General features: G+C 64.5%; 28 protein-coding genes and 1 pseudogene. 14 read left to right on the top strand and 15 right to left on the bottom strand.

Translation table 11 applies throughout. From position 1 onward, the window contains the following. Positions 1-82 precede the first annotated feature (82 nt). From kdsB to AC1DKD_RS23095, 6 genes and pseudogenes are all read right to left on the bottom strand, one after another. Positions 83-892, bottom strand: coding sequence for a 3-deoxy-manno-octulosonate cytidylyltransferase (kdsB, locus tag AC1DKD_RS23120; protein ID WP_035860822.1), 810 nt, complete (start codon positions 890-892; stop codon positions 83-85). Positions 893-904: 12 nt separating this feature from the next. Then, positions 905-1093: a Trm112 family protein gene (locus AC1DKD_RS23115; protein ID WP_043344047.1), complete on the bottom strand. Its 189-nt coding sequence runs from the start codon at positions 1091-1093 to the stop codon at positions 905-907. Continuing rightward, positions 1074-1208, bottom strand: a complete 135-nt coding sequence (locus AC1DKD_RS23110; protein ID WP_477143751.1) for a hypothetical protein — start codon at positions 1206-1208, stop codon at positions 1074-1076. The genes AC1DKD_RS23115 and AC1DKD_RS23110 overlap by 20 nt, the downstream gene beginning before the upstream one ends. A gap of 32 nt (positions 1209-1240) precedes the next feature. After that, positions 1241-1876, bottom strand: a pseudogene (gene lpxK / locus AC1DKD_RS23105) (tetraacyldisaccharide 4'-kinase); the annotation flags it as partial. 178 nt (positions 1877-2054) lie between these two features. Then, complete coding sequence (locus tag AC1DKD_RS23100) at positions 2055-2483, bottom strand: ExbD/TolR family protein (RefSeq protein WP_035860827.1); 429 nt, start codon at positions 2481-2483, stop codon at positions 2055-2057. Positions 2484-2489: 6 nt separating this feature from the next. Continuing rightward, positions 2490-3110, bottom strand: a complete 621-nt coding sequence (locus AC1DKD_RS23095) for a MotA/TolQ/ExbB proton channel family protein (protein WP_035860831.1) — start codon at positions 3108-3110, stop codon at positions 2490-2492. 1053 nt (positions 3111-4163) lie between these two features. Between AC1DKD_RS23095 and xseA the strand changes: the two genes are divergently transcribed. After that, positions 4164-5549 (top strand): exodeoxyribonuclease VII large subunit, encoded by a 1386-nt coding sequence (xseA, locus tag AC1DKD_RS23090; RefSeq protein WP_477143750.1) that lies wholly within the window; start codon positions 4164-4166, stop codon positions 5547-5549. A 154-nt stretch (positions 5550-5703) separates the two neighbouring features. Next, positions 5704-6285 (top strand): superoxide dismutase [Fe], encoded by a 582-nt coding sequence (gene sodB, locus AC1DKD_RS23085; protein WP_006157940.1) that lies wholly within the window; start codon positions 5704-5706, stop codon positions 6283-6285. Positions 6286-6440: 155 nt separating this feature from the next. Here the strand turns inward: sodB and AC1DKD_RS23080 are convergent, their stop codons facing one another. Continuing rightward, positions 6441-7358: a LysR family transcriptional regulator gene (locus AC1DKD_RS23080; protein ID WP_441635083.1), complete on the bottom strand. Its 918-nt coding sequence runs from the start codon at positions 7356-7358 to the stop codon at positions 6441-6443. Positions 7359-7523: 165 nt separating this feature from the next. Here AC1DKD_RS23080 and AC1DKD_RS23075 point away from each other — a divergent pair, with 165 nt between their 5' ends. The 3 genes from AC1DKD_RS23075 to AC1DKD_RS23065 all read left to right on the top strand — a co-directional run bounded on the left by AC1DKD_RS23075 (position 7524) and on the right by AC1DKD_RS23065 (position 10682). Then, positions 7524-8513, top strand: a complete 990-nt coding sequence (locus tag AC1DKD_RS23075) for an alpha/beta fold hydrolase (RefSeq protein ID WP_441635081.1) — start codon at positions 7524-7526, stop codon at positions 8511-8513. A gap of 38 nt (positions 8514-8551) precedes the next feature. After that, positions 8552-9535: a glutathione S-transferase family protein gene (locus AC1DKD_RS23070; protein ID WP_441635079.1), complete on the top strand. Its 984-nt coding sequence runs from the start codon at positions 8552-8554 to the stop codon at positions 9533-9535. 109 nt (positions 9536-9644) lie between these two features. After that, positions 9645-10682: an alpha/beta fold hydrolase gene (locus AC1DKD_RS23065; protein WP_477143749.1), complete on the top strand. Its 1038-nt coding sequence runs from the start codon at positions 9645-9647 to the stop codon at positions 10680-10682. Between the two features lie 137 nt (positions 10683-10819). On the opposite strand, the gene ligD is transcribed toward AC1DKD_RS23065, so the two are convergent. Continuing rightward, complete coding sequence (gene ligD, locus AC1DKD_RS23060) at positions 10820-13420, bottom strand: DNA ligase D (RefSeq protein WP_441635075.1); 2601 nt, start codon at positions 13418-13420, stop codon at positions 10820-10822. A 317-nt stretch (positions 13421-13737) separates the two neighbouring features. On the opposite strand from ligD, the gene AC1DKD_RS23055 reads away from it, so the two are divergent. Beyond that, the gene (locus AC1DKD_RS23055; RefSeq protein WP_441635073.1) at positions 13738-14091 is read left to right on the top strand and encodes a hypothetical protein; all 354 of its coding nucleotides are present in this window, start codon (positions 13738-13740) and stop codon (positions 14089-14091) included. A gap of 168 nt (positions 14092-14259) precedes the next feature. After that, complete coding sequence (locus AC1DKD_RS23050; RefSeq protein WP_441635071.1) at positions 14260-14454, top strand: hypothetical protein; 195 nt, start codon at positions 14260-14262, stop codon at positions 14452-14454. A gap of 35 nt (positions 14455-14489) precedes the next feature. On the opposite strand, the gene AC1DKD_RS23045 is transcribed toward AC1DKD_RS23050, so the two are convergent. After that, on the bottom strand, positions 14490-15368 hold the full coding sequence (locus AC1DKD_RS23045; protein WP_441635069.1) for a lipid A biosynthesis lauroyl acyltransferase: 879 nt from the start codon (positions 15366-15368) through the stop codon (positions 14490-14492). A gap of 158 nt (positions 15369-15526) precedes the next feature. Continuing rightward, on the bottom strand, positions 15527-15766 hold the full coding sequence (locus tag AC1DKD_RS23040; RefSeq protein WP_441635067.1) for a hypothetical protein: 240 nt from the start codon (positions 15764-15766) through the stop codon (positions 15527-15529). 309 nt (positions 15767-16075) lie between these two features. Here AC1DKD_RS23040 and AC1DKD_RS23035 point away from each other — a divergent pair, with 309 nt between their 5' ends. The 6 genes from AC1DKD_RS23035 (at position 16076) to AC1DKD_RS23010 (ending at position 18908) form a co-directional block, all read left to right on the top strand. Beyond that, positions 16076-16279 carry a cold-shock protein gene (locus tag AC1DKD_RS23035; RefSeq protein ID WP_006157950.1) on the top strand — a complete coding sequence of 68 codons (204 nt, stop codon included), beginning with the start codon at positions 16076-16078 and terminating at the stop codon, positions 16277-16279. A gap of 98 nt (positions 16280-16377) precedes the next feature. Beyond that, entirely contained in the window at positions 16378-17229 is an 852-nt protein-coding gene (locus AC1DKD_RS23030) for a trypsin-like peptidase domain-containing protein (RefSeq protein ID WP_441635096.1), read from the top strand. A 60-nt stretch (positions 17230-17289) separates the two neighbouring features. Continuing rightward, a complete protein-coding gene (locus tag AC1DKD_RS23025; protein WP_035860860.1) occupies positions 17290-17574 on the top strand; it encodes a hypothetical protein in 285 nt (94 codons plus the stop codon). Between the two features lie 99 nt (positions 17575-17673). Next, positions 17674-18015, top strand: a complete 342-nt coding sequence (locus tag AC1DKD_RS23020) for a hypothetical protein (protein ID WP_441635065.1) — start codon at positions 17674-17676, stop codon at positions 18013-18015. A gap of 99 nt (positions 18016-18114) precedes the next feature. Continuing rightward, positions 18115-18399 (top strand): hypothetical protein, encoded by a 285-nt coding sequence (locus AC1DKD_RS23015; protein WP_035860866.1) that lies wholly within the window; start codon positions 18115-18117, stop codon positions 18397-18399. Between the two features lie 134 nt (positions 18400-18533). Then, positions 18534-18908: a hypothetical protein gene (locus AC1DKD_RS23010; protein ID WP_441635063.1), complete on the top strand. Its 375-nt coding sequence runs from the start codon at positions 18534-18536 to the stop codon at positions 18906-18908. 63 nt (positions 18909-18971) lie between these two features. Here AC1DKD_RS23010 and AC1DKD_RS23005 read toward each other — a convergent pair whose 3' ends face one another. From AC1DKD_RS23005 to AC1DKD_RS22995, 3 genes are all read right to left on the bottom strand, one after another. Beyond that, positions 18972-19226 carry a hypothetical protein gene (locus AC1DKD_RS23005; protein ID WP_035860870.1) on the bottom strand — a complete coding sequence of 85 codons (255 nt, stop codon included), beginning with the start codon at positions 19224-19226 and terminating at the stop codon, positions 18972-18974. An 80-nt stretch (positions 19227-19306) separates the two neighbouring features. Next, positions 19307-19528: a translation initiation factor IF-1 gene (infA, locus tag AC1DKD_RS23000; protein WP_006157957.1), complete on the bottom strand. Its 222-nt coding sequence runs from the start codon at positions 19526-19528 to the stop codon at positions 19307-19309. Positions 19529-19601: 73 nt separating this feature from the next. After that, positions 19602-19901, bottom strand: a complete 300-nt coding sequence (locus AC1DKD_RS22995; RefSeq protein ID WP_477111686.1) for an isochorismatase — start codon at positions 19899-19901, stop codon at positions 19602-19604. Between the two features lie 485 nt (positions 19902-20386). On the opposite strand from AC1DKD_RS22995, the gene AC1DKD_RS22990 reads away from it, so the two are divergent. Beyond that, positions 20387-20587 carry a hypothetical protein gene (locus AC1DKD_RS22990; RefSeq protein WP_035860872.1) on the top strand — a complete coding sequence of 67 codons (201 nt, stop codon included), beginning with the start codon at positions 20387-20389 and terminating at the stop codon, positions 20585-20587. Positions 20588-20645: 58 nt separating this feature from the next. Here the strand turns inward: AC1DKD_RS22990 and AC1DKD_RS22985 are convergent, their stop codons facing one another. Continuing rightward, positions 20646-20888, bottom strand: coding sequence for a hypothetical protein (locus AC1DKD_RS22985; protein WP_276288522.1), 243 nt, complete (start codon positions 20886-20888; stop codon positions 20646-20648). 207 nt (positions 20889-21095) lie between these two features. Continuing rightward, the gene (locus AC1DKD_RS22980) at positions 21096-21365 is read right to left on the bottom strand and encodes a hypothetical protein (RefSeq protein WP_035860875.1); all 270 of its coding nucleotides are present in this window, start codon (positions 21363-21365) and stop codon (positions 21096-21098) included. Positions 21366-21685: the final 320 nt, after the last annotated feature.

Raw genomic sequence — 21685 nt, 5'->3', positions numbered from 1 at the left:
TTGCCGCTGCGGTGACATCTGTCATGACTTATGTTGTGGCTTGCGGGATGGCCATGGTGCCCGGCGGCCACCCCAAGTGCACTCAAGGTCCTTCTTGCGCCATGGCCTGCGCCCACAGCGCGCGCACGCGTTCCAGGTCGGCTTGCGTATCGACGCCCGGCGCAGGCGCGGCCGCCGTCTCCAGCACGCCGATCCGCTCGCCATGCCACATCGCGCGCAACTGCTCCAGCGCTTCCGTCTGCTCCACCGGCGACAGCGCCAGCGTTGGGAAGCGCCGCAGGAATCCCGCGCGGTAGGCATAAAGGCCGATGTGGCGCAGCACCGGCATGGCGGGCAATGCCACCTGCGCGGTCGCAGCCGCCGCGGCGGGCACGCCGGCCCAGGCATCGCGGGCCCAGGGGATCGGCGCGCGGGAGAAATACAGCGCGCGGCCGCCGGCATCGCACACCACCTTCACCACGTTGGGATTGAAGACGTCGGCGATATCGCCGATCGGATGGGCGGCGGTGGCGATGGCGCAATCGGCGTGGTGCGCCAGGTGCAGCGCCACCTCGTCGATCAGGCCCGGTTCGATCAAGGGTTCGTCACCCTGGACATTGACCACGATGGCGTCATCCGCCAGGCCCAGCAGCGTGGCCACTTCGGCCAGGCGGTCGGTGCCCGAGGGATGGTCGGCGCGCGTAAGCACAGCCTCGATGCCGTGCGCCGCGCAGGCCGACGCCACTTCGGGCGCATCGGTGGCGACTACCGTGCGCTGCGCAGAAGAGGCATGAGCCCGCTCGGCCACGCGCACGATCATGGGTTTGCCGCCGATATCGGCCAGCGGCTTGTTGGGCAGCCGGGTCGAGGCCAGGCGGGCGGGGATGACGACAGTGAAAGCTGGCAGCGACATGATGCGACCCGCTTATTCCGGCGAGACCAGCCTGCCGGGCACGGTCTGGCGTGCTTCATCGGCGAGCATGATGGGAATGCCATCGCGGATCGGATAGGCCAGTTTATCGACCTGGCAGATCAGTTCCTGGGCGGCGCGGTCGTGTTCCAGCTTGCTCTTGCACAGCGGGCAGACCAGGATTTCAAGCAGCCGGTTGTCCATCTTGCGTTTCCTTGGTGTGGCCGGCGGCGATCGCGGCACCCTGCGCGGCGGGCGCGGCCTGGGCGTGCGCGGCGACGGCGCGGCGAATTTTGTCGATCAGGCCCGCGTCGATCACGGGCGTGGTGGGGACGACCCAGATCCGCGGGTGTCCGGGCTGGCGCGGAAGTCGGGGTCATTGATCAGGGTGGCGTCGCGCCGGCGCGAGAGCGATTAGCGCAGCGGGCCCGCCGGCAGCAGCAGGCCGTTGCCGCCCATGCGCGTATCGAACATCACGATCTCGAAATCGCGTTGCAGCTTGTAGTGCTGCAGGCCATCGTCGAGCAGCAGCACGTTGATGCCGGGATGCGACACCAGCATGGTCTGCGCGCACAGCGCGCGGTCGGGGAAGACCCAGACCGGCACGTCGGTGGCGCGAGCGATCAGCAGCGGCTCATCGCCCACGTCCTTGGCCTGCGAGGTTGGCTTGACCCGGCGCGGGTGCTTGAGCGTGACGCCGTAGCCACGCGAAACCACGCCCGGGCGCAGGCCGGCCTCGGCCAGCGCATGAGCCAGCGCGATGACCGCCGGCGTCTTTCCGGTACCGCCCACCGTCACATTGCCCACAACGATCACCGGCATCGGCAGCCGCGTCGAGCGGTACCAGCCGCGCCGATATGCCAGCCGCCGCCAGGCACTGATCAGGCCGAACAGCCACGACAGCGGCAGCATCAGCCAGGCGAACCAGCCGCGGCGCTGCCATTGGGCGGTCACGAAGTCGGCAAGGGCGTGGCGGGGAGCGGACATGGGCGTGGTTGGCTGGGCTGGGCGGTAGTGTTGCGTTGTGAAGGGCGGGAAGCGAGCGCGCTGCGAACCGGCGCCCCGGGCGGGCAGCACCGGCATGCTACCTAGCCATTATGGGCACCTTGCTGCGCCCCCCGCAAGCCGCGGCTTGCGGGAATCGGATATTGGGTGTCGGGCCGGTTCAGCGCGCCTGCGAGCTTTGCGTGGCGAAGGTCAGGCGGGGCAGTCCGGCCAGGCGGGCGGCTTCCATGACATTGATCACGGACTGGTGCGTGGCCTGCGCATCGGCATTGACGATCAGCACCGGCGGCTGGCCGTCGGCCGGGCCGGCAACCTCGCGCAGGCGCTGGGCCAGGCTGGTCACGTCCTGCTGGTCCATGACCTGCTTGTTGATCGAATAGACACCCTTGGCCGACACGGACACCACGATCTCGCCGGGGCGCTGTTGCGCCTTTTCGGCGTCGGCGGTCGGCAACTGGATCTGCAACTCGGTATAGCGCGAGTATGTGGTCGTGATCATCAGGAAGATCAGGATCACGAGCAGGACGTCGATCAACGGGATGAGGTTGATCTCCGGTTCTTCGCGCCGCTGGCGGGATCGGAATTGCATGGCGGGTCAGGCGCGGCGCTGCGGCAGGATGGCGTCCAGGAAGGCGGTGGCGCGGAACTCCAGTTCCGCCACGTAATCGTCCACGCGGCGGCGGAAGTAGCGCCAGAAGATCAATGCCGGGATCGCGATGATCAGGCCGAATGCGGTGTTATAGAGTGCCACCGAGATGCCGTGGGCCAGTTGCTCGGGGCTGGCGCCAGATCCGCCCTGGCTGCCGAAGATCTCGATCATGCCGATCACGGTGCCCAGCAGGCCCATCAGCGGCGCCACCGAGGCGATGGTGCCGAGGGCGTTCAGGTAGCGCTCCAGTTCGTGCGCCACCGCGCGGCCAGCCTCTTCCACCACTTCCTTGGCGGCATCGCGGGAGGTATGCGGCTGCAGCACCACATGGCGCAGGCCGGCGGCCAGCACGCGGCCCAGCGGGGAATTCTGTTCCAGCGTATTGACCACCTCCGGCGTGGCACGGCGTTGCTGTGCCACCGACAGGGCTTCGTCGTACAGCTTGGGCGGCAGCACCTTGCTGCGCTTGAGGCTAAGGAAACGTTCGACGATCAGCGCGAGAGCGATGACCGAAGCCAGCAACAAGGGCCAGATCGGCCAGCCGGCCGCTTGAATGATAGAAAACACGTGGGACCCCGATTCGACAGCCTGTCTCTCATGCCAGCCGCCGCGACCGTTCGCGTGCTGGCTGTGTTCGAAAAAATCAGGCGCCACTCTAACCCGCAGCACCGGGCGCGGCAAGACGCAGCACCGTGTTGTATCGGAAGCGCATCGCGCGCCGTGGTGCCCGGGGCGTCGACTGGCGGGATGTCCACATGGAACAGGGACAGTGCTGTGGATGAATTGTGGACAGTGGGCTGACAAAGAGGTCAAGCTACTGATTCGAAAGGAAAAATTGTATATCGCTTAAAAAATGGGCAGCCAGCGAATGGCGAAGACGTCCTCCGACCGGCCGGGAAACGGCCAACGCTCAGGCGTCGGCTATCCACATTAAAACAGGACAGTGCTGTGGACCGGTTGTGGACAGAAGCCTGAAAGGACACCTAACTCATTGATTTAAAAGAGGGGTAGAGGGAATGCTTAAATAATGTGCAGAGCGCGCCAGATGGGGCCGCCAGAGAGCTGTCCGCCTCCGAAAAGGGAAAAATCCGGCCAAGTCTCCCCCTTTCCACATTCATCCGGGACAGTCTTGTGGACGGGTTGTGGAAAACTATCTGAGAAGCGGTGTAACCCATTGATTGGAAAGTACTTCATTGTTGTTGATTAAAAAATGGGCAGAGCTTGTTTAACGGGGCCATATCGGCAGCCCGGCCGACTTCCCGGGTGTCGGGACGTGGAGCCTCGAAAAAGCGCCGCAAAAGGCGCGCCTAGCCAATCGGCGGCACTGTGTCAGTGACTTTCAGTGGGTTATCCACAGGCAGGACTCTTCCAGCAAGGTTGTCCAGAAAAAATGTGGATAACTTTGTGAACAAGCCGGGGGTGCTTCCGGTAAGTCGTTGACGCATAAGGGGTTTGCTTACATTGCCTAAAAAATAAGACGGCGGAAAGGGCATAAGAATCAAAGGCTTGTGTCAAGTCACGCGGTCTGGCGGGGTGGCTGCATCGCGAATGCAGGGAGGCTTGACAGACAGGTTATGCTGTGGACATGTCCATTCCACGCCGCTTGCCCGGCCGTGCGCCATGTCAGAACCGCTGAACTTTTCGCGTGAACCGCAGCCTGTGGCGCCTCCCGGCGCACGCGAAGCGATCCCTGTCGGGGAGCTCAACCACGCTATCGCCCAGGTGCTGGAACGCAACTTTCCACTTACCTGGGTCCGGGGCGAAATCTCCAACTTCACACGCGCCGCGAGCGGCCACTGGTACTTCTCGCTCAAGGATGCGCGCGCCCAGATCCGCTGCGTGATGTTCCGCGGCCGCAACCAGCATGTCGGCTTCATGCCCCGCGAGGGCGAGGCGGTCGAGGTCAGGGCGCTGGTGTCCATGTACGAGGCACGCGGCGAATTGCAGCTCGGCGTGGAGGCCATGCGCCGCGCGGGTCTCGGCAATCTCTATGAAGCATTCCTGCGGTTGAAGGAAAAGCTGTCCCAGGCCGGGCTCTTCGCGCCCGAGCGCAAGCGGCCCGTGCCCGCCCATCCGCGCACCATCGGCGTGATCACCTCGCTGCAGGCTGCCGCGTTGCGCGATGTGCTCAGCACGCTGCGCCGGCGCGCACCGCATGTGCCGGTCGTGGTTTACCCTGTGCCGGTCCAGGGTGCCGGCGCGGCGGCCAGGATCGCCGCGATGATCGATACCGCCAGCGAGCGCGACGAGTGCGACGTGCTGATCCTGTGCCGTGGCGGTGGCAGCATCGAGGACCTCTGGTCGTTCAACGAGGAAAGCGTGGCGCAGGCGATTGCCCGCTGCGCCGTGCCCGTGGTATCCGGGGTTGGCCATGAAACCGACTTCACCATTGCAGATTTCGTCGCCGACGTGCGCGCACCGACGCCTACCGGTGCAGCCGAACTGGTCAGCCCGGACCGCGCCCACATGCTGATGCAGGCCAATCGCGCGCGCGATGCGCTGGCCCAGGGCATGCAGCGCCAGCTCGACCGGCGCGCGCAGAACCTGGACTGGCTGGCCCGCCGGCTGCGCARCCCGCAGGCCCAGTTGCAGGAGCGCCGCCTGCAGGTCGACAACCTGATGCGCCACCTGCGTTCCGCGCTGCGCGATACGGTGGCGGCCCAGCGGCACCGGCAGCAGGTGCTCGCCATGCGCTGGGCGGCCGGGCGTCCCGACCTTGCGCTGGCCCAGGCCGACCTGCGCCGGGCCGCCCTGCGGCTGCGCGACGCCACGCAGCGCCAGCACGAGCGCGCCGTCCAGCGCTGGGAGCGCGCCGCCGGCTCGCTGGAACTGCTGGCCCCGCAGCGCACCCTGGAGCGGGGCTACGCCGTGCTGCTGGACCAGCGCGGCCGCGCCTTGCGCTCGCCGGCCGAGTTGCATGCGGGCTCCACGATCGAAATCCATCTGGCCGAAGGCGTGGCCGACGCCGGCATCGCCAGCGTGCAGCCCCGGCTGGCCGAGCTGTAGGCGTGGCGGCGCGTCGGCGGGCCACCGACAGCGCTCGCATATCGATCAAACTAATATGATCGAAGGGGCTTTGTTTGCCGCGTTTGCGCGGGTATGGCAAGTCCCCTACAATCGACAATTCCTGATCTTCAACCCCACAGAAAGAGACAGAACAATGGAACATACTCTCCCCCCGCTGCCCTACGCTCATGATGCGCTCGCCCCGCACATCTCCAAGGAGACCCTGGAGTTCCACCACGACAAGCATCACCAGACCTACGTCACCAACCTGAACAACCTGATCAAGGGCACCGAGTTCGAAAACTCGACGCTCGAAGAGATCGTCAAGAAGTCTTCCGGCGGCATCTTCAACAACGCCGCCCAGGTGTGGAACCACACCTTCTACTGGGATTCGCTCAAGCCCAACGGCGGCGGCCAGCCCACCGGCGCTCTGGCCGATGCCATCAACGCCAAGTTCGGCTCCTTCGACAAGTTCAAGGAAGAATTCACCAAGACCGCGGTCGGTACCTTCGGTTCGGGCTGGGCCTGGCTGGTGAAGAAGGCCGACGGTTCGCTGGACCTGGTCTCGACCTCCAACGCCGCCACTCCGCTGACCACCGATGCCAAGCCGCTGCTGACCTGCGACGTGTGGGAACACGCTTACTACATCGACTACCGCAATGCCCGTCCGAAGTACGTCGAGGCATTCTGGAATGTGGTGAACTGGGACTTCGCCAGCAAGAATTTCGCCGGTTGATTTCGCGCTGCCGCCGAGCGGCGGCGGCTTGCGCACCGGACAACTCCGCTGCGTGAACCGCGCCACGGAACGGCAAACGGCAAACGGAAAAAGGGCCCATCGGGGCCCTTTTCCGTTGTTGCGCCGCGATGTTCGCGTTCAGCCGTCCCGCCGGCTCAGGCGAACAGGTCCATGCCTTGCACAAGGCGCTTCGCCAGGCGCGGCTGCTTCAACTGATCCAGCCACCATTGCAGCGCGCGGCCCTCATGGTCGCCCCGCCAGGCGACGTAGAGCGTATTGGGCTCGCGCGGATCGGCCGTGCGTTTTTCCACCAGTTCGCCACGCTTGAGCAGCGACGCCACCCGGTACCGCGGCAGCCAGCCGACACCGAGCCCTTCGCGCTGCGCCAGAATTTTGGCGCGCATGCTCGGCACCGCCAGCGAGGCTTGCCCGCCGACCAGGCCGTAGGCGCGTCCCGCCGTGCCGCGCGATGAATCGGCTACCACCACCGCGCGGTGTGCCGAGATGCGTTCCCGCGTGAGCGGTCCTTCCACGCTGGCGAGCGGATGGCGCGGCGCCACGGCGAATACCCACTCCACCACGCCCAGTTCGAACCAGCGCAGTCCCGGAATGGCGGGCGGCTCGTTGGTCGCTCCCACGATCACATCCGCGCGGCCATCGCGCAGCGCTTCCCAGGTGCCGCTAAGGACTTCGTGGGTCAGGCGAATCGCCACGCCGGACTGCAACGTGTCGAAGCTGTGGATCACCGGCATCAGCAATTCGAACTCCAGCACCTCGTCGGTGACGATCCACAAGCGGTCTTCCCAGCCGCTGGCGACCTGCCGCACGCGCTGCGTCATGCGGGCTACGTCCTGCATCAGCCTTGCGGCCTCGTCGGCCAGCAGGTGTCCGGCCGGCGTCAGCTGCAGCCGGTAGCGGCGGCGGTCGAACAACAGGGCGTCAAAGCGGCCTTCGAGTTGCCGCGCGGCATGTGAGATGGTCGATGGCGCTTTGCCAAGGCGGGCTGCCGCGCGGGACAGGCTGCCACTTTCCCTGATGGCTTCCAGTAACGCCAGTTCGTCTTCCGACAACATGTTCAATTCCGTCGAACGAGTTCATCGGGAAAATCGTACGGCAAAACGGCGCCGCCGGGGCAGTATTCATGCACAGCAATTCATCGCATTCCCGAAACCCCTTTTGTTTGCGGTGCCATCGGCCAGGCAACCAGTCCTGCGGCGGCGCTGTCACCGGAGAACGTCATGACCCTCATCCACTGCATGGCACGCCGTATCAGCGTCGCGGTACTCATGTCCGGCGTAGCCGCGCTCACATTCGCTGCGTTCGCCTTTGCGGCGCCCGCCAGCGCGGCGGAGCGCGCCGGCAGCAGCGCGGTCCGGCCACATACGATCCACGCAAATGGCGTCACGTTGCACTATCTTGAAACCGGGCAAGGCAGCGGCACGCCCGTCGTGCTGCTGCACGGCTACGCGGAAACCAGCCATATGTGGCTGCCGCTGATGACTCGGCTCGGTGACAAGCGTGTCGTGATCGCACCGGACCTGCGCGGCGCCGGCGCGTCGGAAGTCACGCCGTCGGGCTATGAGAAGAAGAACCTCGCGCAGGATATTCACGCAATGGTCCAGGCGCTTGGCTACCGCAAGGTCAACATCGTCGGCCACGATATCGGCCTGATGGTGGCCTACGCCTACGCGGCGCAATACTCGGACGAAGTGGAGAGCGTGACGCTGATGGATGCGTTCCTGCCCGGCGTGGGCGACTGGCAGAAGGTCTGGCTGCTGCGCGACAAGTGGCACTTCAATTTCTACGGCGATACGCCGGAGAAGCTGGTGAAGGGACGCGAGCGCACGTACTTCGAGCATTTCTGGAACGACTTTGCCGCCGACCCGGCGCACTCGGTGCCGGAAGCCAGCCGGCAGCGCTACGCCGCGGCCTACGCCCGGCCTGGCCGGATGCGCGCGGGCTTCGAATTCTTCCATGCGTTCCCGCGGGATGCCGAGGACTTCGCAGCCCTGGCGAAGCAGCCGCTGCCGATGCCCATGCTGGTGCTGGCCGGCGAGAAGGCGTCGGGTAATTTCCTGATCGACCAGGCACGCCTTGTCGCCACCCATGTGCAAGGCGTGATCGTCAAGGGCTCGGGACACTGGCTGATGGAAGAAGCGCCGGGGCAGACCATCCCGGCCATCGTGAGCTTTATCAATGCACCGTCGCAAGCAGTTGGCGCCGACTGAAAAATCTGGCGCATCATCGCGCCACCTGGAGTATCGAAATGGGACTGCTCGTCAACGGAAAATGGCAAGACCGCTGGTATGACACCGCATCCACCGGGGGCCGCTTCGTCCGCAAGGACGCGGCCTTCCGCAACTGGGTAACGCCCGACGGCGCGGCCGGCCCGAGCGGCGTTGGCGGCTTCAGGGCCGAAGCCGGCCGCTATCATCTCTACGTGAGCCTGGCATGYCCGTGGGCACACCGCACGCTGATMATGCGTGCCCTGAAAGGGCTCGAAGACATGATCAGCATCTCCACCGTCCACTGGCTGATGCGGGGCGAGGGCTGGACCTTTGCCGAGGGCCCGGGCGTGGTCCCCGACACCGTCAACGACGCGCGCATGCTGCACCAGGTCTATACCGCGGCCGCCCCGGACTACACCGGACGCGTTACCGTGCCCGTGCTGTGGGACAAGACGCAATCGACCATCGTCAGCAACGAGTCGTCGGAGATCATCCGGATGTTCAACACGGCCTTCGATCAGCTGGGCGCAAGGGCCGGCGACTACTATCCGGAGGCATTGCGCACCGAGATCGACGAGATCAATGCGAGGGTGTACGACACCGTGAACAACGGTGTCTATAAATCCGGATTCGCCACCACGCAAGGCGCCTACGAAGAGGCGGTCGCGCCGCTGTTCGAGACGCTCGACTGGCTTGAGCAACGCCTGGGGACGCGACGCTTCCTGACCGGCGATGCTCTCACGGAGGCCGATATCCGCCTGTTTACAACGCTGGTCCGCTTTGATGCGGTCTATGTCGGCCACTTCAAATGCAACCTGCGCCGCATCGCCGACTACACGAACCTCGCGGCTTACACGCGGGATATCTACCAGCTTCCCGGCATCGCGGAGACGGTCAGTATCGAGCACATCAAGCGGCACTATTACGAGAGCCATCTCTCGATCAATCCGTCAGGCGTAGTGCCGGCGGGTCCTGTGCTTGATTTCGCCTCGCCGCCGGACCGCGCACGGCTGGCGTCATGAGTCATCGGCGCGCGCGGCATCTGTTGCACAGCGCTCTCGTTCATACTTCGCGAGCTCGCCCGCGTGCTTGCGCTTTCCGACCTTCTCTTCGCCAGCGAGTCCAGCCGCCATGATGTTCCGTCGCCAATCCTTGTTCGCCATCCTCATCGCGGCCATCGCCGCCACGTCTCCGGCCGTGCTGGCCGCCGCGGCCGACGATGGCCCGGCATACGGGCCGGAACTGCAAGGCTTCGACTACCCGGCGCCGGTCCGGCAGTTCGCGTTCACCTCGCAGGGCGAGGCGATGCATATGGCCTACATGGACATCAAGCCGGAGCATGCCAACGGCCGCACCGCGGTTTTGCTGCACGGAAAGAACTTCTGCGCGGCGACCTGGGACGGCACCATCAAGGTACTCAGCGCGGCCGGCTATCGTGTTATCGCGCCTGACCAGATCGGTTTTTGCAAGTCCAGCAAGCCGGCGCGCTATCAGTACTCCTTCCAGCAGCTCGCGCGCAATACCCACGCCTTGCTCGAATCGGCCGGCGTGGGCCAGGCCACGGTGATCGGCCATTCGACTGGCGGCATGCTGGCCATGCGCTATGCGCTGATGTACCCGCAGCAAACGGAGCAGCTTGCGCTGGTCAACCCGATAGGCCTCGAAGACTGGAAGGCGAAGGGCGTGCCATCGCTGTCGGTCGACCAATGGTACGCACGCGAGCTGGCCACCAGCGCCGACAAGATTCGCGGCTACGAGCAGGCAACCTACTATGTGGGCACGTGGCGTCCCGAGTACGAGCCGTGGGTGCAGATGCTGGCGGGCATGAACCGCGGTCCGGGCAAGCAGCAGGTGGCCTGGAGTTCCGCGCTGATCTACGACATGATCTTTACGCAGCCCGTCGTATACGAGCTGGGCGGGCTCAAGACGCAGACCCTTCTGCTGATCGGCGACAAGGACACCACGGCGATCGCCAAGGACGCCGCACCGCCCGAAGTCCGCGCGAAAGTCGGCAACTATCCGGCGCTGGCGCAGCTCACCCTGAAGGCGCTGCCGAATGCGAAACTGGTCGAGTTYCCGGACCTGGGCCACGCGCCGCAGATGCAGGATCCCCAGGCCTTCCACAAGGCGCTGCTCGATGGGCTTGCGGCATTGCCCGCGAGCCGGTAGCGCGAACCGCGGGAGAGCGCCGGCAAGTCGCCGGCAGGTAAAGTGCCTCGGCCTGCTTGCGGCACGCGGGCTATGCCTGCTCAATCCATGGAGCGTGCTCCGGCTGCTGGCCATCAGGCAGGGACCGGCAGGGCCGCTCAGAGCATCATCAGCTTGATCGGCTTGGTCAGTGTCTGCCTGGTGGTGGCATAGCCGGCCCAGGGATCCTCCTGCCGCGCGCGGAGGCGTTCGTGCAGATTGGTGACGGTCCACCGCGCGCTGGATTCGATGCTGTCCAGCTCGTCCCAGTCAAGTGGCACGGAAACGCCAAGCCCGGGACGCGCCCGCGCGGAAAAGGCGGCCGCCGTGGTGGCGCCGAAACCGTTGCGCAGGTAGTCGATAAAGGTCTTGCCGACGCGGTTGCGGGGCCCGCTCCTGGCCACGAAGCGTTCCGGCACGATGCTGGTCATGTGCAACACGACTTGCCTGGCGAATTCCTTGACGGTCTCCCAGTCGTGGCGCGCGGAGATCGGTACTACTACGTGGAGGCCCTTGCCACCGCTGGTCTTCAGGAAGCTGCGCAGGCCCAGCTCATCCAGCACGGTTTTCATCATCGCGGCGCCTTCGCGTACGTGGTTCCACGGCACCCCTTCGCCGGGATCCAGGTCGAAGACCACCCGGTCCGGCCTGCCAAGCGCGCGCTTGTTGGCATTCCATGTATGGAACTCGATCACGTTGAACCGGGCTGCCGCGACGATGCCCGCTTCCGTGGCAATTTCAAGCAACGGCGGATGGTCCGGCCATAGCGCGGGATCGAGTGTGTTGATGCCGGGCATGCGCAATGCATCCCCATGCTTCTGGAAGAACAGCTCGCCGTCGATGCCGCTGGGGCCGCGCACCAGCGCCACGGGCCGTCCGCGCAGATGCGGCAGCAGCAGCGGGGCGATGGCCTCGTAGTACCCCACGAGGTCGCCTTTGGTCAGTCCGGTCGAGGCATCGATGACGCGCCCGGCATGGCTGATGCGCGCGCGCGGTGCGGCAGATGCTTCGGGCGTTGCCTTGGCTGTCCCGGTGGAGCGTGTCGCAGGCTTGTTCTTGTGCTTCCGCTTGCCATCCGGCCCGATCTGCGCAGCGCGTTCCACCGCGACCGCGGTGGCCGGCTTGTCGGTGCGCAGGCCGTGGAATACGGCATGGCGCACACGGCCTTCCTGCGTCCAGTTGCCGAAGGAAATCTCGGCCACGAGCTTTGGTTTCACCCAGTGCGATGGCATCCTGCCTGCCGGCTGGCCCGCGTAAGCGGAATCCAGCGGCGAGGCATCCTGCCGCAGGGCAACGAGCCTGCGCGAAAGGCTGGACAACGTATCCGCATCGAAGCCAGTCCCGACCTTGCCGGCATAGCGCAGCCGCCCGCGCTCGTCATGCACGCCGAGCAGCAGCGCGCCGATCCCCTGGCGGGAGCCGGCGGGATCGGTATAGCCGACCACCACGAACTCCTGGCGCTGCGTGCACTTCAGTTTGATCCAGGCGCGTGAGCGTGTCGACACGTAGGGCGCATCGGCACGCTTGCCGATCACGCCTTCGAGCCGGAGTTTGCAGGCAACCGGCAGCAACTCGGCGGCGCTGGCCTCGAAGCTCTCGCTAAAGCGCAGGTGATCGCAAGGCCTGGCTGTCAGCGCGCGGCGCAACATGTCCCTGCGCACGGATAGCGGCACCTTGCGCAGGTCGAAGCCGTTGCAATACGGCAGGTCGAACAGGAAGTACCGGATTTCGTCGAGTTGCGCGTTTTCAAATGCATTCTGCAGGGCCTGGAAATCGGTCCTGCCGTGCTTGTCGGCGATCACGATCTCGCCGTCGAGCCAGCCGGACTGCAGGCCAAGGCCTGCGACAGCCTGCGCCAGTCCGCGCAGCTTGCTGGTCCAGTCGTTGCCGTTGCGCGTGAACAGGCGTACCTTCTTGCCTTCGACGCGGGCGAGCAGGCGGTAGCCGTCGAACTTGATCTCGTATAGCCATTCGTCATCGGCCGCCGGTGGTTTGTCGACCAGGGTCGCCAGTTGCGGTGCCAGCATGAGAGGCAGGGCGGCCGACCTGGCGGCGGACGGCATATCGTCGGGACCCAGGGAGGCCGTGGCCTGGCTGACGGCACGCGCGGCCTTGCGTTCCGCGTTTTGCGCCAATCTGCCCGCTGGCTTCGCGCTGGCTTTGCGCTGGCCGGGCAGCACGCTGTCGGGCAGTGCTTGCACGATGTCAAATGACGCCGCCGCGCGCGCTTCTTCGTCGCGCTCCTTGATCAGCAGCCAGGCGGGCTTGTCCGCATCCTGGTCGCGCCTTGCGTCCATGCGTACCAGCGTCCAGTGCCCGTGCAGTTTTTCTCCATGCAGGGAGAACTTCAGCTTGCCTTCGCGGTATCCCGCATGCGGGTCGCCGGTGGGCACCCAGGTGCCGCGATCCCACACGATGACCTCACCCGCGCCGTATTGCCCCGCAGGAATCACGCCCTCGAAGGAGCCGTAGTCGAGCGGATGGTCCTCGACCTGCACAGCCATGCGCTTGTCGGCGGGGTCCAGGCTTGGCCCCCTGGGCACCGCCCAGCTTTTCAGCGTACCGTCGAGTTCCAGGCGAAAGTCGTAGTGCAGGCGCCGGGCCGCGTGTTTTTGCACAACGAAGGACAGCCTGGCGGCAGGCTTGACCTTTGTCCCCCTGGGCTCGCTGGTGACGCTGAAGTTGCGTTTCTGGCGGTATTTTTCCAATGGTCCTGGCATCTCGTACACCTTGGAAGGCAGGTCAGCGATAGTCCGAGCAAGGCGGCCGGGGGAGCGGGGGAATCAGCCCGGCCGCCAGGGTTGTGCGCAATGCGTCGCAGCAATCGTGCCCGGCACATCTGAAGATGTTAGCCAAGGGAATGAATCCTGCATGGAGACGGGGCACCTGCGCTTGTGCCGCGCCCAGGGCGCGCGAGCGGCCCCGCCTGCCAGGCCGCTGGCAGGCACTTACCGGACAAGGATCCCCCAGTTTGTATTTTCTACAACCACCGCGGGCCACGGTTTGCAATATATGCCACGCTGCCGCCGCTTTGATAATGTCCACGATAGCCAGGAAGCCATCGGCCCGCCAGGCATGGCAGGTGGCGCTCGGCATTGCCGCCGTCGCACTCGGCCTGCGGGCAGGCGTCGCCTGCGCCGAGGTGGCCGAGCCGGCGTCTTCCGTGGAGGCGGCGCAGTGCGGGGATCTGATCGCGATCGTGCGGGATAGCCTGGATAGGGAGGTGGCGGTGTCTTGTGCCCGTTCCGGCGCTTCGTCGTGCAGCGAGCGCAAGCGTCCCCTGCTTGCCATCACGACGTATATCCAGCAGCGCACTGCCGCCGGCAGCGACGATTGCGAGACATTGCTCGAGGTGAATCGCCGGCTGCGCGCGTTGCCCGCAAGGCACTGACAAATCCTGTCCACGACAAGCTGTTGCGCTGCGGCCCGGGCGGTGCCGCATTGCCATGGCGGCTAGCCAGATGCCGGCAGAGGGCGTGGCGGTGCTACCATTCGCGCTGCTTGCCAGCGTAGGCATCATGCCCAGGCGGCGGACTTCGACCTTTGCAGGGGAATCTGGATGGATCCGACAGTAGTGATCAGCACCTTCGAACGCATTGCCAATGACGAGACGGTCGAGCTATCGGTGGACGACGCCGTGGCGGGGCTGGCAGCGCTGCTAGCCAGCGAGGCGTTTTCCGACGCGGCGCGGGCGCTGCTGGAAAAGGTGGGCGCCACGCTCTATCGCGTGAGCATGGACGGCCACCAGGACTAAACGGCGGCTGCTCGCACTGGTGGAGCGGTGCCGTCTCAATAGACGGGGGCCTCGCCATCCGGGCGGTGCTTGAAGCGGCGGTGCACCCAGTAGTATTGCTCCGGCATGGCGCGCACCTGGGTTTCCAGGAATGCGTTCATGCGCAGCGCGTCGGCCTTCTCGTCGCCCGAGGGATAGCCCGCCATCGCATCGAATATCTTCAGCTTGTAGCCGCGGTAGCCGGGCAGGACCGAGGTTGTGAACGGTATGACACGCGCACCGCTAAGCGCGGCGAGGCGGGATACCGAGGTAAGCGTGCAGGCCTGGACGTTGAAGAACGGCACGAATACCGAGTCGCGCAAGCCAAAGTCCATGTCCGCGGCGAGCATCAGCGGCGTGCCGGATTTAAGCGCCCGCAGTGCCTGCCGCACGCTGCCGTTGCGCGGGATCATCTCGGTGCCGAACCTGCCGCGCTGCTGCCTAGCCAACTGTTCCAGCAAGGGGTTGGACATCTTGGAGTAGAGCGAGGCCACCGGGTGCCTGGTCGAATAGAACATGCAGCCGGCCTCGATCGCCACGAAATGGAACCCCAGGAAAATGGTCGGGCCGGCGTCGGCATTGCCGAGTTCGATGGCGGAGTCCAGTTCGACGAGGTCGTTCAGCCTGCCGGCGTCGCCATACCATTGCACGCCGCGTTCCAGGTAGCTCCGAATCACATGGCTGAAATGTGCCTCGCCCAAAGCATGCCGGTGCGACTCGCTAGCATCCGGAAAGCACAGCCGCAGGTTGGTCTGCACGACGCTGCGGCGCCGGCTCGGAATGCGATAGAGCAGGGCGCCAAGGCCCATGCCGATACGTGCGCACACGCTGTAGGGTAGTGCGGCGAGYAAACGCAGCAGGCTGATGGTGAAAAAGAGTCCGATGCGCTGGATCATCCAGGTCCTGAAAGATTACCGCGCCGCGTGCTTCGCGCCGCCGCAGCGCGGTTTGCGCGGGCGTGCGGCACGGTCTCAGTGAGATCGCGGCAGTGAGTGGTGAGGGCCAGCGGGAGCAGCGTGCCGACGACGATGGGAAATGGCCCTGCCGGCCTATGTCACCGCAGGTCCTGAGCCAGCGTTTGTTGCAGGGCAAGTTGCCAGCCCTGCGTATCGACGTTCTTTTCGTCGCGGTAGATCCAGCTGGTGGCGCAAGCCTGGCACACGAAAGTGCTGATAGTGCTCGCGGGGCGGCGTGGCACCTTGATGCGCTGCGTGTCGGTGATCCTGAGCATGGCATGCCCCGGCGAACCACCGCGGTTGGCTTCGATGGCGAGGCAGGCTGGGCAAGGCGACATGCGGAATCCGGCAGCGGTAGGTGGGTGACTGTAGCACGTTCATGTGGCCACAAACCGTCGTGGGCGAGGGGTGCCCGGACGCTAAATCGGGCCCACCCGCCATCCTTGGCGCACTTTCTTTGCGGGCACGTTGACATGCCCCTTCCATGCCTGTATTGTTGTTGATGCAGGATCTTTCAAGCGGTTACTCAGATGTTATGGATCGTCCCTCCAAGCGGCGGTTCGTTTGCTCCATGTTCCTTCCTTGATCGTCATGCCTGGTGAGCAACAGGCTCATCCAGAACTTTTAAGGTTTAAAGGATATCCAGCATGGAAACCGGTACCGTCAAGTGGTTCAACGACTCCAAGGGCTTCGGCTTCATCACCCCTGACGCAGGCGGCAACGACCTGTTCGCGCATTTCTCGGAAATTCAAGGCGGCGGTTTCAAGTCGCTGCAAGAAGGCCAGAAGGTGCGTTACGTCGCAGGCGTTGGCCAAAAGGGCCCCGCAGCGACCAAGATCGAGCCGATCTGATCGAGCCGAATCGAATCGCCTAGAAAAAGCCCCGCCTAGCGGGGCTTTTTTTTACCGACCGGGAATCAGCGAGGCGCCTGCGCCAAATCATCATGCCTGTGGTCGAATCCATCCTTCTTGCCGCCGTCCGGGTCTCGTCTTTCGACGGCCAGCAACCGCTCACCAATGCGAGTGGCTTTTTTTTCGAGCGCGACGGGCGGCTCTTCGTGGTGACCAGCCGCCATGTGCTGCTCGACGAGCCGAGCAAACATCACCCCGACCGCATCGAGATCGAACTGCATAGCCAGCCGGAGAACATGGCCGACTCGATCGGCTTTTCGATTCCGCTGTACCGCGATGGCCTTGCGGTCTGGCGGGAAGGCGAGGATGGCGGCGGTCCGGTCGACGTCGGGGTGGTGGAGCTGGAGCGCAAGGCGCTGCCGCCGAAGCTTGTCTACAGGGCTTTCACGCCGGAGCACCTGGCGCGGCCGTCGGACCACGTCGAGGTGGGCGATTCGCTGTTGATCGTGGGATTCCCGCTGGGTTTTCATGATGCGCTTCATCATCTGCCGGTGGCGCGCCAGGCGGTGGTCGCATCCGCTTACGGATTGCGTTTCCAGGGCCAGGGTTTTTTCCTCACGGATGCAAGGACCCATCGCGGCACGAGCGGTGCGCTGGTGGTCTCGCGCATGCGCGATGGCCGGGGCGAGAAACTGGACCTGCCGTGGATGCTGCTGGGTATTCACTCTGCCCGCTTCGACGTGGGTTCGCGCGACCTGGCGGAGGACGAGGTGCTCGGACTGAATTCGGCCTGGTATGCGGACATGCTGCTGACCCTGACCGAGCCGGCGAAGGCGGCGCCAGCAAGGACGGCTCCGGGCGCGGCCGCACCTGTTGCCGCCACGCCAGCCACGCCGTCCGCCGGGTCGCCTTCCCCGGCGCCTTCCATATCTCCAGAGCCGCCAAAATAAAGGTGATGATGCTGCGCCTATAGGAGTAGAGTGGGGATCAATGTAACTGCGGAGCGCATCATGGACGCCAATCCGATTGCCAGCTACAAAGGGTTCGATTTGTACCCCCTCGTATTCAAGCATGCGGTGGTGCGCACGTGGCCGGAGCGCAGGCCCGACAGGACCTTCGATGCCGCCGTTGTGATCTGCCGGGAAGGTGGTGAACCCGAGGGCGAGAAAGCCCGTACTTTCCGCCTGGATACAGTGCCTTGGGACAATATCGGTGCCGCGCGCCGTGGTGTCGTCCGATACGCCGAGGACATCATCAACGGCGCGATCCCCGGGCAATCCGTCGTATCGCTCTGACGCCTGTCGCGATATGCGGCAGGGTCCGCTGTGGTGCGAGGGTGGAGCGGGTTCGCCCGCCGCGGCTGTATCGCCCATCGGCCAGGCGACGGGCCGCTTATGCGCCTGGCCGGTGCCATGATAGATCTCGTTGCCTTCGTGAAGCCCGTGCTTGATGAGATCACCGGGCAAGATGTCAGGACCTGGATGACAGGACAGCGCGTAGTCACCGCGAACTGGCAGATCCCTGATGCCGGAAGCCTTGCCTGGTCCGCCAGGACGCTTGAAATCGAGATGGCGCAGGAAGTCGCGGAACAGCTGAGCAGTGCCGACCAGCGCGCCTTATATCAACTGCAACGCAGCCTTGACCGGTTTTTGCGCGCACGCCTTGGTGTCCATTGCAAGCAGGACAGGCCAGGGAAAGCGATCGCGATTGTCGTCGATCGCCTGATGGCTCCCTAGCTTGCCCCGCGCGGCCGCGCAATGGGTCCCGGCATTGTCCAGTGTGTGCGAATTTTTACGAGGCCCGCATCGGCGGCATCCAGCCGCCTGGAGCACTACATGAACAATACGCCTTCCGCCAGCTACAAGGGATTCGACCTCTATCCCCTGGTGTACAAGATTCAACCCGCGCAATCGTGGCCCAGGACCAAGCCTGACCGCAGCTTTACTGCGTCGGTGGTCATTTGCATCGAGGGTCATCGGCCCGGCAGCGAACGCACTCGCGTGTTTCGCCTGGAAAGCACGCCGTGGGAGAATATCGGTACGGCGCGCAGGGGGGCCGTGAAGTTCGGCGAAGATATTATCAACGGGCTGATACCCGGTGAGTCGGTGACCACGCTCTAAGGGTTGTGCCGGAGATGATTCCGGCGCAGCGGCGCGGCGTTGCCCAGCGCGACGTCCGGTGCGATGCCCGTGGCGTCGGGTCTACCTGTCAAATATTGCCGTGCGCATCGCGCCGGCCCGAGGGCGCATACGTCATGAACAAGGTTGCCACACCATCCAATTTCCTCTGCACGCTACCGGGGCAAGGCAAAGGCATCGCCTACCACGTGGCTGTCAGCTTTCTGGACTCCAGCCATCCGACAGGCGTGCGTTTCACCAGCTTCGTCGGCGACGGCAGGCGCTCGTTCGGGGTTCAGGCCAGGGAGGCAGCCCTGGCCGGCACGGCCGTCGACAGCTTCGAGGCGTTGTGCCGGCTGGCGATCGGGCAGGCGATTCGTGACAATTTGTATGACAAGGCCGGCGAGGGAGACTTCGTGCTGGACCTGGACGCGGAACCCTGGGAGGGCGAATTGCGCCCGGTCGGCTCTCGCGTTGGTGCCAGCGTCCCACGCATGCGTTTTCCCGGCTGAGCTTCCGCCGCTCACGGCGAAGGCACGGGCGCGTTGCGCGCCGTGGCCAGGCGTAATCGGAGCTTAGACCCCGAACGCCGGGCTGCCGAAGCGTGCCAGCAGCGTTTCGATCAGTGCCATGTCTTCCGTGCGCGGCGTCCTGTCTTCGGTTGCGCGCGACGGGCCGCAGTAGGTGGCGGCGACATGCCTGCGTACGGTAAGCACTTCATCGGCCGGGCGTTCCACCGTGACCTCGGGCCCAGGCACGTGGCGGTAGCTTCCGCCTACCCAGCCGCCCGGCGTCAGGTGCATCTCTTCCCATTCTTCGCTGATCGACATGTTTCTTCCTTTCATAAGAGAGTTGGGAGGGGGCCGCGGGTCTACAGCCTGACGGCGCGGCAGCGTGTCTGGCCTTGGTCTCAATACTTGTGACGGTAATTGATGCGGCCCTTGGTCAGGTCGTAGGGCGACATTTCCAGCGTCACGCGATCGCCGGCCAGGATACGAATGCGATTCTTCTTCAGGCGGCCGGACGAATATGCCCACACCTGGAAACCATTTTCCAGAATGACGCGGAAGCGGTTGTCCGGCAATACTTCCGATACTTGTCCACCAAATTCCACCAGTTCTTCTTTAGCCAAGGATGATCCTTTTGCAGCAAGTGCTGCTGCACATTAGGTTTAGACGCATGCGGGTTGCTTTTATGTGGCCGGCTTATTGCAGGCGCATGCCGGCAGCGACGCTCTCGGCCGCGCGTCGGGCGGCCTGTTTTGCCTGGGCTTCGGTGCCATGCGTGGCATGGCGCATCGAAACGTTGGCAACGATGCATTCGGAGCCGTTCTTGTATTCGGCGATCAGGTAGGTCGCAAACCACACGCCTGGCTCTTGTTGGATTGGGTACACCGATACGGTGTACGGATTGCCGCTGTTGCTGCGGTTGATGCCTTGATTGAAGCTTTGATTCAAAGTGCTGCCCTTGTGCGGGCGGACGATCTGAGGCAACGTTGAGCGCATCTCATGATGCGCCGCGTGCTCTCTTGGGGCGATCGGTCGCCGTGATTGAGTTGCCAGCCGCGTCAGGCCCGGCGCTGTTGCGCTAGGAAGGTGGCTGGTGATGAGTGGACCGTGCTTGCGCAGGCTGATGCGCCAGGTACATGCGCACAGGTTGCGGAGCGGACATGCCGCCGGGTCGGAAGGGTGATGGGCGGTTGCCGCCCTGAACGAATCGGGTGTACGCCCGACAGGCCGCCGTTAATGTTCTGATGATGTACGGCGACCGGCACGTTGGCGCCGATGACTAGATGCGGTCGGCAAACGGCCAAGACTGGCAATGATACCATTTTCCGTCTATCGGCGCTTGCGTCCGGATTTGGGCGTACGATAGGCAAGGCGTTGCGCGTGGCGCCGCTTGCGGCACTTTCGTGGCGAAGCGCCGCCAATCGTATCCCAGGGATGCCGGGGCCGGGCGCCGGGCAGGCCGCAACAGCGCGAGGTGGACGATGCCGGAGAGTTTTTTCTATAAGGGGCACTACGTCAACTTCGAGCTGACGCAGCGCACCTTCGGTCAATGGCACTGGATCTACACCCTGGACACGCACGGCCGCTTCGAAAACCAGGGCAGCGCATTCGGCACCCGCGAACTGGCCAAGGCCGACGCGCTGGAAAACGCCAAGGCACGGATCGAGCGCCTGGTCGAATAAAGTCCTGAATCCCGTCTGCAACGCATTCCGGATTCAGCACGCCAGGCGCTCGCCCGCCTTATTTCCCTTCGTTGGGAATGTTGTACTGCTCGCGCAGCGCGGTCGTGAAAGGCCGGATCTTCTCCAGGCAGGCGGCGCTGTCGCCGCCTTCCATGGTCGAGAGGTCCCAGTTGCATCCGCCTGCATCCGGCGCCTGCCAGCATACGTCGCCAAAGCAGGCACCGTTGCACTCCGTCCATTTTTGCTGCTCTGCGCGGATCATCGCGCGCAACTCCGCCTTGTTCTTGATTTGTCTTTCCATGGTCGTCTCCTGTGTTTTCGTGGGGAAGTGTTGCCGGGCGTGGCTGCGGCTGTGCCGGTCAGGGCGGCCGCGCGATGGACTGCAATTCCGGGCGAATCGAGGGGCCGGGGCGAAGTCCGTGCGTGGATGCCGCGTCGTGGAAAGACGCCGGTGGGGCATCGCTGGAGCGCGCGGGCATCGGACGGGAGAAACAAGCGCGGGGCGGGATTACTTTCGTTTGACGAAGGTGGACATATCGTCGATGACGGTCCTGGCATAAGACACGGCCAGGTCGATGGCATCGTGCGGCGTCTGCGCGATATGCTGGAGCAGCGGGGGCACCAGCCTGAGCGAACCGCTGTCGCCGCTGACCTGGGTGATGGTCACTGTCGCGAGAAATTTCGCCCGCGCGAGTTCGGCATCGGGACTGTCGTCGAACGAGCGACGCACATTGGCCGAAACCTTGAACCCCTTGTAGATCGCATGATTTTGAGACATGTTGATCTCCTTTCTTCAACGAGCATACGCTGTTTGCCCGGTGGTGTCCGATTTACTTTTCCGCATAATGGAAGGCGATGCTGTTATCGCGCGATAGCGATAACGAATGGCGATTTTCATGGTGCGAAACGCTTCCCGGTGCGCGTGATAATTCCCTGAATGCGGGAGTAAGCGGGTATGCTGGATCTGCCGCCTGGCAAGCAATGCAGTAACCACTCGTGGAGCATCACCATGGCCAAAGGTCAATTACGCGGCAATCGCGAAACCAAGAAGCCCAAGCAACCCAAGAAGCCGGTCGCCCCTGCCGCCCCGTTCGGTGC

This window comes from Cupriavidus sp. 05T313, assembly GCF_056396665.1.
The sequence above is the reverse complement of the archived record's forward strand: the minus strand, read 5'-3'. Positions and strand labels throughout refer to the sequence as shown.

What these genes read in the sequence shown, in the direction of transcription:
- kdsB (WP_035860822.1), bottom strand. Translation starts at nt 892, where the DNA reads ATGTCGCTGCCAGCTTTCACTGTCGTCATCCCCGCCCGCCTGGCCTCG.
- AC1DKD_RS23115 (WP_043344047.1), bottom strand. Translation starts at nt 1,093, where the DNA reads ATGGACAACCGGCTGCTTGAAATCCTGGTCTGCCCGCTGTGCAAGAGC.
- AC1DKD_RS23100 (WP_035860827.1), bottom strand. Translation starts at nt 2,483, where the DNA reads ATGCAATTCCGATCCCGCCAGCGGCGCGAAGAACCGGAGATCAACCTC.
- sodB (WP_006157940.1), top strand. Translation starts at nt 5,704, where the DNA reads ATGGAACATACTCTCCCCCCGCTGCCCTACGCTCATGATGCGCTCGCC.
- AC1DKD_RS23080 (WP_441635083.1), bottom strand. Translation starts at nt 7,358, where the DNA reads ATGTTGTCGGAAGACGAACTGGCGTTACTGGAAGCCATCAGGGAAAGT.
- AC1DKD_RS23075 (WP_441635081.1), top strand. Translation starts at nt 7,524, where the DNA reads ATGACCCTCATCCACTGCATGGCACGCCGTATCAGCGTCGCGGTACTC.
- ligD (WP_441635075.1), bottom strand. Translation starts at nt 13,420, where the DNA reads ATGCCAGGACCATTGGAAAAATACCGCCAGAAACGCAACTTCAGCGTC.
- AC1DKD_RS23055 (WP_441635073.1), top strand. Translation starts at nt 13,738, where the DNA reads ATGTCCACGATAGCCAGGAAGCCATCGGCCCGCCAGGCATGGCAGGTG.
- AC1DKD_RS23050 (WP_441635071.1), top strand. Translation starts at nt 14,260, where the DNA reads ATGGATCCGACAGTAGTGATCAGCACCTTCGAACGCATTGCCAATGAC.
- AC1DKD_RS23040 (WP_441635067.1), bottom strand. Translation starts at nt 15,766, where the DNA reads ATGTCGCCTTGCCCAGCCTGCCTCGCCATCGAAGCCAACCGCGGTGGT.
- AC1DKD_RS23035 (WP_006157950.1), top strand. Translation starts at nt 16,076, where the DNA reads ATGGAAACCGGTACCGTCAAGTGGTTCAACGACTCCAAGGGCTTCGGC.
- AC1DKD_RS23025 (WP_035860860.1), top strand. Translation starts at nt 17,290, where the DNA reads ATGGACGCCAATCCGATTGCCAGCTACAAAGGGTTCGATTTGTACCCC.
- AC1DKD_RS23020 (WP_441635065.1), top strand. Translation starts at nt 17,674, where the DNA reads ATGCGCCTGGCCGGTGCCATGATAGATCTCGTTGCCTTCGTGAAGCCC.
- AC1DKD_RS23015 (WP_035860866.1), top strand. Translation starts at nt 18,115, where the DNA reads ATGAACAATACGCCTTCCGCCAGCTACAAGGGATTCGACCTCTATCCC.
- AC1DKD_RS23010 (WP_441635063.1), top strand. Translation starts at nt 18,534, where the DNA reads ATGAACAAGGTTGCCACACCATCCAATTTCCTCTGCACGCTACCGGGG.
- AC1DKD_RS23005 (WP_035860870.1), bottom strand. Translation starts at nt 19,226, where the DNA reads ATGTCGATCAGCGAAGAATGGGAAGAGATGCACCTGACGCCGGGCGGC.
- AC1DKD_RS22995 (WP_477111686.1), bottom strand. Translation starts at nt 19,901, where the DNA reads ATGCGCTCAACGTTGCCTCAGATCGTCCGCCCGCACAAGGGCAGCACT.
- AC1DKD_RS22990 (WP_035860872.1), top strand. Translation starts at nt 20,387, where the DNA reads ATGCCGGAGAGTTTTTTCTATAAGGGGCACTACGTCAACTTCGAGCTG.
- AC1DKD_RS22985 (WP_276288522.1), bottom strand. Translation starts at nt 20,888, where the DNA reads ATGGAAAGACAAATCAAGAACAAGGCGGAGTTGCGCGCGATGATCCGC.
- AC1DKD_RS22980 (WP_035860875.1), bottom strand. Translation starts at nt 21,365, where the DNA reads ATGTCTCAAAATCATGCGATCTACAAGGGGTTCAAGGTTTCGGCCAAT.